The sequence below is a fragment of the Paracraurococcus lichenis genome, from assembly GCF_030657435.1.
GTDB lineage: Bacteria > Pseudomonadota > Alphaproteobacteria > Acetobacterales > Acetobacteraceae > Paracraurococcus > Paracraurococcus lichenis.
Genome location: NZ_JAUTWS010000127.1, coordinates 1 through 9,192, shown reverse-complemented (window position 1 = coordinate 9,192; position 9,192 = coordinate 1). Strand labels below are relative to the sequence as shown.

9 protein-coding genes and 1 pseudogene are annotated in these 9,192 nt (G+C 69.4%); 7 read left to right on the top strand and 3 right to left on the bottom strand.

The window, feature by feature from the left end:
* A partial coding sequence (locus tag Q7A36_RS36395) for a prepilin peptidase (protein WP_305108695.1) occupies positions 1–675 on the top strand: 675 nt, incomplete at its 5' end.
* 202 nt (positions 676–877) lie between these two features.
* Here Q7A36_RS36395 and Q7A36_RS36390 read toward each other — a convergent pair.
* Complete coding sequence (locus tag Q7A36_RS36390; RefSeq protein WP_305108694.1) at positions 878–1,051, bottom strand: hypothetical protein; 174 nt, start codon at positions 1,049–1,051, stop codon at positions 878–880.
* Positions 1,052–1,612: 561 nt separating this feature from the next.
* On the opposite strand from Q7A36_RS36390, the gene Q7A36_RS36385 reads away from it, so the two are divergent.
* Complete coding sequence (locus Q7A36_RS36385; protein ID WP_305108693.1) at positions 1,613–2,272, top strand: GAF domain-containing protein; 660 nt, start codon at positions 1,613–1,615, stop codon at positions 2,270–2,272.
* A gap of 39 nt (positions 2,273–2,311) precedes the next feature.
* Here Q7A36_RS36385 and Q7A36_RS36380 read toward each other — a convergent pair whose 3' ends face one another.
* The gene (locus tag Q7A36_RS36380; RefSeq protein WP_305108692.1) at positions 2,312–2,752 is read right to left on the bottom strand and encodes a hypothetical protein; all 441 of its coding nucleotides are present in this window, start codon (positions 2,750–2,752) and stop codon (positions 2,312–2,314) included.
* A gap of 329 nt (positions 2,753–3,081) precedes the next feature.
* Between Q7A36_RS36380 and Q7A36_RS36375 the strand changes: the two genes are divergently transcribed.
* From Q7A36_RS36375 to Q7A36_RS36360, 4 genes are all read left to right on the top strand, one after another.
* Positions 3,082–3,441 carry a septal ring lytic transglycosylase RlpA family protein gene (locus Q7A36_RS36375; RefSeq protein ID WP_305108691.1) on the top strand — a complete coding sequence of 120 codons (360 nt, stop codon included), beginning with the start codon at positions 3,082–3,084 and terminating at the stop codon, positions 3,439–3,441.
* A gap of 199 nt (positions 3,442–3,640) precedes the next feature.
* On the top strand, positions 3,641–3,862 hold the full coding sequence (locus Q7A36_RS36370; protein WP_305108690.1) for a hypothetical protein: 222 nt from the start codon (positions 3,641–3,643) through the stop codon (positions 3,860–3,862).
* Between the two features lie 179 nt (positions 3,863–4,041).
* A complete protein-coding gene (locus tag Q7A36_RS36365; protein ID WP_305108689.1) occupies positions 4,042–5,796 on the top strand; it encodes a type I secretion system permease/ATPase in 1,755 nt (584 codons plus the stop codon).
* Positions 5,797–5,798: 2 nt separating this feature from the next.
* Positions 5,799–7,118: an HlyD family type I secretion periplasmic adaptor subunit gene (locus Q7A36_RS36360; protein ID WP_305108688.1), complete on the top strand. Its 1,320-nt coding sequence runs from the start codon at positions 5,799–5,801 to the stop codon at positions 7,116–7,118.
* 34 nt (positions 7,119–7,152) lie between these two features.
* Here Q7A36_RS36360 and Q7A36_RS36355 read toward each other — a convergent pair whose 3' ends face one another.
* Positions 7,153–8,325, bottom strand: a complete 1,173-nt coding sequence (locus Q7A36_RS36355) for a class I SAM-dependent methyltransferase (protein WP_305108687.1) — start codon at positions 8,323–8,325, stop codon at positions 7,153–7,155.
* 653 nt (positions 8,326–8,978) lie between these two features.
* Here Q7A36_RS36355 and Q7A36_RS36350 point away from each other — a divergent pair.
* Positions 8,979–9,192: pseudogene (locus Q7A36_RS36350) on the top strand (IS3-like element ISAzo10 family transposase); the annotation flags it as partial.

The window sequence follows — 9,192 nt, the reverse complement described above, 5'->3', positions numbered from 1 at the left end:
ACCGCCGCCCTGCTCGGCCCCGCCCTGGCCCGCCTCGCGCAGGCCCAGGTCGCCACCCTCGAGGCGCAGGAGGCCAGCGGCCGCAGCGGGTCGGAACTGGTCGAGAGCCTGCGCCGCCTCGCCCGGCCCACCGGCCGGCCCGAGCCGGCCTGGCGTCTCGCCCACAGCGCCGCCCTCGCGCTCGCCCTGGCCGGCGGCCCGCTCGCCGGCGGGCCCGGCCTGCCCGGGCTGTTCCTGGCGCTGGTTGCCAGCCTGATCACCTATGGTGCCCTGCTGGACCTGCGCGCCTACTGGCTGCCCGACAGCATCACCCAGCCGCTGCTCTGGCTTGGCCTGACCGGCGCCGCCCTCGGCCTCGCTCCGGTGCCGCCCGCCGATGCCCTGCTCGGCGCCGCCGCCGCCTGGGGCCTGCTCGCCGCCCTGCAACTCGGCGCCCGCGCCCTGCTCGGCCAGGCCGCGCTCGGCGGCGGCGACGTCAAGCTCATGGCCGCCTGCGGCGCCCTCGTCGGCCTCTCCGGCCTGCCGCGCCTGCTCGTCCTGCTCGCCGCCGCCACCGCGCTCCTTGCGCTGGCCTGGCGCCAGGCCCGGCGACCGGGGCCGGACTGGATACCGCTCGGCCTCGCCATCAGCGTCGCAGCCCTCACCGCCACAACCCTCACCGCCACAGGACAGTAGGGCGCACCAAGCGGTGCGGGAGCGATTGGTAGGGCACCCGACCCGGCACCGGCCGGCCGGCAAGGGATGCAGCGCCGGGGCATCGGGTCGCTCAGACGCATGGCCGTCCGTCGGGCACGCCACTCCGCCGACCTCTCTTGTATCGGGTTTTCGCATACGCCATGACCCGGCACAGGTCTGCGTGCGCAAAATGGTGCTTTGTTCAGTGGAACAGCAGGAAGGCGACGCCGCCGAAGACCATCCAGGAGACGACGGCGAGCACGCCGATGAGGAGGACCGCCGTCGGCCAGGACAGTGGCTTGTCGGCCCGGGCACCCGTCATGTCGGAGGCCATGGTCCCGCTCCGGACCTGCTCGTCGCCGTGAAGCCCTGCCATAGATCTCTCCAACCATGTTGGGATCCTCCGGCCGGGTGCCGCAGGCCACATGCGAAATTTTCAAGAATTTCTTGGTGCTTCCTTAACGGCGGACGGAAGTGCCTGAAGGGCGTCCAGCGACAACGCGCCCGTGTCAGAAGGTCTGGTTGGCATCTCCAACGGCTGGCGGCACTGCCCGAGGCCCGTCGGCGATGCCGGGCGGCGGCGACAGGTGCCGCCAGACCCGCCGTGACGGGACGCGTCCTTCTTGCTCGGCACCGCGATGCAAGAGCCCGGGTCGGTCACACCGCCGTCGCATGGTGCGGCACCGGCAATCCGTGCTCCCGGCCAAAGCAATATTATTTTTGAACGCACCGTTCCGAATGCCTCCGGTCCGGTGATCGTGGCCTTACGATCCGCGCCCGCTTCGCCATCCCAATGGGTGGCCGCCTTTCATGCGGCCCTGATTGAAGGATGCGCGAGGGACTTCGGCAGGGCTCCCCTGCGCCCCTCCTGGTGCATACCGTGTGTGTGTGTGTGTGTGTGTGTGTGTCCGTGCGTCCGCGGGTTGGATGTCGTCCGGTGGACGGGAGCAGGTGGGATGACGCCGACCATAATTATGGTTCGCAGCGATCGGACCCGCCGCGCAGCGGTTTACGGATCGGCAAGCTAAGCGCCGTCACCCTTCGCTGCGAAATTGCTGTGAGAACCGCGATGAAGCTCGTGCCAGCACCGATTCCCTGCAACGAGGCCGAGCGCCTCTCCGTTCTTGGGTCCTACGAAATCCTGGATACGAAAGCGGAAGCGGTGTTCGACCGACTGGTCGAGATGGCCGCGAGGCTGACGGACTGCCCCGTTGCCCTGATCTCGCTGGCCGATTCGAAACGACAGTGGCTGAAGGCCCGCCCTGGGCTCAACCTGGCCGAGATGCCACGCGACCACGCCTTCTGCGCCCATGCCATGCTGTGCCCGACCGGGCCACTGGTGGTGGAGGACGCCACGCGCGACCCTCGCTTCGCGGGTAATCTCCTGGTGCGCGGCAAGCCCGGGCTCCGCTTCCATGCCGGCATGCCACTGGTCGGCCCGGACGACAGGGCACTCGGCACGCTCTGCGTCTTCGATATCAAAGCGCGCAGCCTCGATGCCGCGCAGCGCGAGGCCCTGGTGAGCCTCGCATCCCTGGCCGCCACTGTCCTGGAACTGCGGCGCAAGGTGCGGCACGGCCGCGCCATGGCGGCCTGAGCCTGCCGCCCCGAGGCAGGCGAGCCGACGGCCCGCCCCTCAGCCCGCCATGGCCAGTGCGGACACCGTAACGATGCGCCGGCTCTGGATTACGCTCTCCAGGATCAGGCCCCGCGTGCGCTCGCGTTCAGCCTGGTCCGCCGGCACGGCGCCGCCCAGTTCGGCGATCCAGACTCCGAGATGGGTGGCGCGGTCGAGGCATTCCTCGAAGGCCGCCTCACTGGTGATGCGCGAGGCGGCGAAATCATAGGGATCGCGCATGTAGGAGCGCAGGCGGCGCAGCAGCGTCGCCAGTTCCCGCTCCGCCGCTTCGATCGTGGGTGGCAGGTGATAGTCGCGGCGCGGCTGGCTGCAGGCCGCGATGCGTGCGTCGAGCGCCGCCTGCCAGCGCCAGCGCCGCACCAGGGTGATGGCCAGCGTCAACAAGAAGAGCAGGCCTGCGGCGCCGAGGGCTGCCGGGAACCAGAGTGGGTGATCCATGGCGATCTCCAACAGCCTCCATTCCAGCACTGTCTTCAACCTCTTGGCTCATCACGTTCACGCAGTTTCGCAGGTTTGCGTCTGCAAACCGCATCAACCGCAATCCTATTGCCATCCCTTTATCGCCCAGCCGATCTCCCGGCCTGGGCGCCGATGGCTGCGTCTCGCCGCTGCGGGGGACGCCGACGACAGCCCCCGTCTCGCCTTTATGGCGAAATTTAAAAAATATATTCTCAACTCATTGCCAATGTTTTTCGCGGATCAGCCTCCATCACCCTGCCCGCCTGTGTGATGGCGGAGGCGGGTGGTCCCGAAGCCGGAGACATGGCGTGAGACGATATCTTGGAGTCCTGCTTGTCGGCCTTGCCGCCCTGGCCACCGGGCCGGCGGAGGCCTACCAGCAGGGCATCGCATCCTGGTACGGTAGCCGGCTTGAGGGCCGCCGCATGGCCAATGGCGAGCGGTTCTACCGCCGGGCCCCCTATTGCGCGCACCGCTCCCTACCGCTTGGGACCCGCATCCAGGTTCGCAACCTCGACACGCGGAAGGCAGCCACCTGCCTCGTCACCGATCGGGGACCCTACCGCATTGGACGGATCGTGGATGTGAGCGAGGCCGTGGCCCGCCGCATTGGCCTGCGCAGTGTGGGCATTGCACCCGCGCGCATCATCGTGGTGGCGCGCCGGTGAGCCGGATGCGCGGCCCGCAACGCCGCCCCGGGATCCGCATCCAGGATGGCTGCGCCGAAGGCCGGGACACCAGGGCTGTCGCGGCCGGATATATCAGGCATCGCGGTCTGCAGGGCGACGCCACCCGATCGCCTGCCGCAAGACCGGGATCGAAGGCCGCAACGATGACCTCGGCGTCCGCCTCAGGGATCGAGCGGGAATGTCGATCGACGACGCCAGCCAGCCACCCGGTCGGCGCGACCCTGACGGGCAGCCCGATGCCGGGGCTGCCCAGCGCGCCGGCTGCAACACGCCATCCGTCAAGCTGTCCGCCGTGCCAGCCGATACGGTGACGCGCCCGCCGGAAATCAGCGGTCCTGCACCACGCGACGGGACACGATCCGGCAACCCATTCGCGCATCATTGGCACTCTTTCTCTTGACCGGGTCGGCGCAGGTGCGGCCTGGCCCCCTTCGGGGACGCGATGTTGGACATAGCGAGGTCTTGCGCCGCCAACTCCGGCGGCTGGCGCGGTCGCGCCCTGGCCGCGGCCGGTGGTCGCGTCTCTGCCGGCGCGGCTCAACCGCTGCATGGCCTGCAATCCCGCGAGGGGATGCGGGCATGAGTGCTCCCATAACATCCCTGCCACCGACCCTCGCGCAGGGGCTGCAGGCGGTCCGGCCACCCTTCGTCGCCGCGATCGTCTTCAGCTTCTTCATCAATCTGCTGATGTTCATCAGCCCGCTCTACATGCTGCAGATCTATGATCGCGTGCTGGCCAGCCGCAGCACCACGACGCTGGCCGGCATCACGGTGCTCGCCGCGGCGCTGCTGCTGGTCTACGCGGCGCTCGAGATGATCCGCTCGCGCGTGCTGGTGCGGGCCGGACTGATGTTCGACGCGCAGGTCGCGCAGCCCGCATTCAATGCCCTGCACCGCGCCAACCTGCTGCGGCCCGCGGGCGGCCAGGCGCAAGGGCTGCGCGATGTAGACACCTTGCGGGAATTCCTCACCGGCCCTGGGTTGATCGCCCTCTGCGACGCGCCTTGGCTGCCCGTGTTCGTCGCGGCGTCCTTCCTGCTGCATCCCTGGTTCGGTTGGATGGCGATCGGCGGCAGCGTCGTCATCATCGGGCCGACGCTGCTGAACGAGCTGGCGACGCGGCGGCAGTTGCACGCGGCCTCCAACGCCAGCATCGCCGCGCTGCAGGGCGCCCAGGCCAGCTTCCGCAACAGCGAGGTGCTGCAGGCCATGGGCATGCTGGCGGCGCTGCGCGGGCGCTGGGCCACCGCCCATGCCGGCCACCTGCGGCTGCAGGCCCTGGCCAGCGACCGCTCCGGCATGCTGGTCGCGGCGACCAAGTTCTTCCGCATGCTGCTGCAGGTGGCCATCCTGGGCGTTGGCGCCTTCCTGGCGATCGAGCGCGAGATCTCGCCAGGCGCCATGATCGCCGCATCCATCCTGATCGGCCGGGCCCTGCAGCCGGTGGAACTCGCGATCGCCAATTGGCGCGGCCTGGCCACTGCGCGCACCGCCTATGGCCGGCTGCGGACGCTGTTCGACCTGGCTGGGCCGGAGGAGGTGCGGATGCCCCTGCCGGCTCCGAAAGGGCATCTCCAGGCAGACGGGCTCGTAGTGGCGGCGCCAGGCGGTGGCGGCGCCATCCTGCGCGGCGTCGCCCTCAGTGTCGAACCGGGCGAGATCCTCGCCGTCATCGGCCCGAGCGCCGCCGGCAAGTCATCGCTGGCGCGCGCCCTGGTCGGCATCTGGCCGGCGCTCGAGGGCAGCGTCCGGCTGGATGGCTCGGCGCTGACCGACTGGAACCCGCAGGAACTCGGCCAGCACATCGGCTACCTGCCGCAGGACATCGAGCTGTTCGCCGGCACGGTGGCCGAGAACATTGCGCGCTTCAGCGAGCCGGACGGCGCGGCCGTCGTAGCGGCCGCCACCGCCGCCGGCTGCCACGAGATGATCCAGCGCCTGCCGCAGGGCTACAACACGCCCATCGGCGAGGGCGGGGCGGCGCTGTCGGGCGGTCAGCGGCAACGCCTGGGACTGGCGCGCGCGCTCTACCGCAGTCCCTGCCTGCTGGTCCTCGACGAGCCAAACTCGAACCTCGACACCGCGGGCGAACAGGCACTGATCGAGGCGATGCAGGGCCTGCGCACCCGGCAGGCCACGATGGTGATCGTGACCCACAAGCTCAACATCCTGGCCCTCGCCGACAAGGTGCTGATCCTGGATGCGGGAACGGTGCAGGCCTTCGGGCGGCGCGACGTCATCCTGTCCCGCCTGTTGGAGGCCCGCAGCGCGCCGCCATCCAGGCCAATCCCTGGGCCGGCGGCCGCCCGCACGCTACAGCAGGCCAGCGGCTGAGGATGACCAGCCTCGTCAGCCGAGCTCCCGCGGCCCCCTCCCTCGACTGGCGCGGGCCGGCCTGGGCGGGCTATGCCCTGATCCTCCTCGTCTTCGGCATCCTGGGCGGCTGGGCCGCCATCGCCCGGCTGGACCGTGCCGTGGTCGCGCCGGGCACGATCGCGGTCGAGTCCAATCGCAAGGTGGTGCAGCATTTCGAGGGCGGCATCGTCAGCGAGATCCTGGCGCGCGAGGGCGACCAGGTGGCCGAGGGCCAGGTCGTCTTCCGGCTGAGCGACATCCAGGCCCGTGCCACGGCCGAGCTGCACCGCAACCAGCTCGACGCCGCCCTGGCGCTGCAGGCGCGGCTGCTGGCGGAGCGGGACGGCGCCGCCACCGTCACCTGGCCGGATGACCTGCAGCGGCGCGCAGCGGAACCAGTGGTGGCCCGACTGATGCTGGACCAGGAGGCCCAGTTCAAGGATCGTCAGGCGGCACGGCACGGCCAGACCGCCATCCAGCAGCAACGGGCCCAGCAACTGCGCCAGGAGATCCGCGGCTTCGAGGTTGAGCAGCGGGCGACCGAGCAGCAGCAACACCTGATCCAGCGCGAGCTGGACGGGCTGCGGGCGCTCTACCAAGAAAAGCTCGTCCCGCTGAACCGTATGATGGCGCTCGAACGCGAACGGGCCCGGCTAGAGGGCATCGCCGGCCGGCTGGTCTCCGATGCAGCGCGCGCGGAGCAGGCGATTTCCGAGACGCAGTTGCAGATCTCCCAGCTCAATCAGCGCTTCCGGGAAGAGACAGCGGCGGCGCTGCTTGAGGTCCGGCAGAAGATCGATGACCTGCGCGAGCGGATCACGGTGGCGAGCGACGTGCTGAACCGCATCGAGGTCCGTGCGCCGCGTGCCGGCCAAGTGCTGGGACTGAAGGTCTTCAGTGTCGGCCAGGTGATCCGCTCAGGCGAGCCGCTGATGGAAGTGGTTCCCTTCGACGACCAGCTGGTGGTGCACGCGCAATTTCCGCCCACTGATGTCGCCTACTTGCAGCCCGGCCAGGAGGTCGAGGTCCGCTTCCCCGCCTTCCATGCCCGCACCACGCCGCTGATCCTCGGCCGGCTGGAGCGGCTGTCGCAGGATCGCCTGAGCGACCCGGCTACAGGCCAGCCCTATTTCGCCGGCGTGATCACGGTGGACAAGGCCTCCCTGCCGTCGGAACTGGAGGGCCGGCTGCGCGCCGGCATGCCGGCCGATGTCTTCGTAACGACCGGCGAGCGGACGGCGCTCAGCTATCTCATGGCGCCGCTGCTGAACTCCCTACGGCGATCCTTCCGGGAGGAGTGATCGCGGGCCGCACCGCAGGAAAGCCTGGCTTGCCTCAGGGCGCCATCGGGTCCAGCGGCAGGATATAAGGTGCGCCGTCGGCACCTTCGAACCGTGCCACCCGGTCCGCGACGAAGCACAGGGAGAGCCGCAGGCCCGGGCGGGGCGGAGCGGGAATGTCGATCTCGACATCGCAGGACTCGTTGGATGCCAGCTCGCGCCCGATCACCCACCAGGTGGCGTAGTGCGGATCGAGGATGATGCCGTCCCCGTCCATCAGGCTCGAGGAGATGCAGACGCCGCCCCAGGCTTGCGTGCTCGGCAGCCAGCGGGCCGTGCCGGTGTTGGTGACGCGGACGGAGGCCCGTATGCCGCCATCCGGTTGATGGGCCAGGGTCGCCTGGATGCGGCCGGCCAGCCCCCGCCCCATGCGGCTGTCAGCGGCGCGCTCGCCGGCCTTGTAGAGCAGGAAAGGCCGAACATTGGTATAGGGCCGTGCGAACTCCACCGATACCGGGCCGGCCAGCATCGCCTCGAAGCTGTCGAGGCTGACGAGGTCGGGCTCCGGCATGTAGCGAATCAGGCGCAGATCGGCGAAGCCGAGGGCCGAGGCGGTTCGCCAGATGGCGTGCACGTCGATGTCGCGTTCGATCACGCCGTATTGCCGCATCTCCTGCTGCGATTGCGGCTGGCGGGAATGCTGTGGACCCGGTTCGCTGAAGGCGACGATGCCGCCGGGGCGCAGCACCCGGTGGAAATGCGCGAGAACCGCCGGCTCGTCCGCCACGTGGTGGAAGGAGCTGAAGCAGACGATGTTGTCGAACTGCGCGTCCGGCAGCGGCAGGTCGCGGCCGTTGAAGACCTCATAGGAGATGCGCATGTCCTGCGCAAAGGGATGCCGCTCGTTGTGGCGACGGCCGAGAGCAAGCGCCTTGGCGGAGACGTCTACGGCCGTCACGTCGCAGCCGAGCAGCGCGAGGTCGCGGCTGAGCCAGCAGGTGCCGGCGCCAAAATCCATCACGCGGGCACCGGGGAAGAGCTCGGAGAAGCGCAGGATCAGCGAGAGCGCTTGGAGGCTCTCCACCGCCTCGGCAATCTGGTTGAACGGCTTCTTCAGGATCGAGGCGTCGTCGCCCATCCAGGCGAAGTAGTTGTCCGCGCGCGCGGCGTGTTCCTCCAGCGTGTAGCGCGCCATGACGGAACGGACATCGACGAAATTCTCCGGCAAGGGCGGCTCCGGCTCCGGCTCTGGCGACAGGGCAGTAGCCGTCGGTGCGGGCAGCGGGTCTGACGCTGCGGCGCAGCCGGGCGTGGATGGCGCCGGGGGGAACGCAAACCGGCGGATCAGGCGCCGCAAGGCATCGAAGCCGGCATGTCCTGCCGAACCGCGGGGGGCCGCGCCGTTGTCCTTCATCGGGTTACTCCGTCCTTTTTGGGCATACTGCGGCAGCCGGCCCATGCAGCGCCGGGCGCGCCGGAGCGGTAGGCCTTGCCCGGCCACCATGGCCGGAAGCGGCATGGGCGCCTCTTACCGGATCTTGCCGGACGGGCATAACCCGGGACGGGTCTTTGCGTTCGAAGGCCCGGCATGGGAGGTCTTGCCCGCCACCGATGCGGCTGGTCAGGGCACATAATCGGTTTCTTCGCTCTCACGTCTGCTGAGCGCGATCTGTCCGCCACGAGTTCCTGATGAGGGGACGTCGTTTCTGCTACGCTCCTGGCTCCGTCCGCACCGGAGCATCTCGCAAGAGAAACTGCCGCTATATCTCGGCTTCTTCGAATTCGTGCACAACGCTCGGCGCCGCGGCAAAGCCCTCCTCAGCGCTCTCGCCGCAGCTCTGGTCGTGTGATGTGGTCCGGCACGCCGGATCCCAACAAGCACAGGGCATCTATGCTGGCAGCGAGGCGAGCTTCCATCGCGTGCTGCGTGACCACGGCCAGATGCGCCGCCGTGGTCGGGCCCGCCCACTGCGGAGCGCGAGCCCGCCCAGCACGCATGTGGCCACCGGCCCGGGGCAGGTCTGGTGCTGGGACGTCACGTTCCTGCAGACCCTTGTGCAGGGGCGCTGGTTCTATCTGTACGTCATCCTCGACC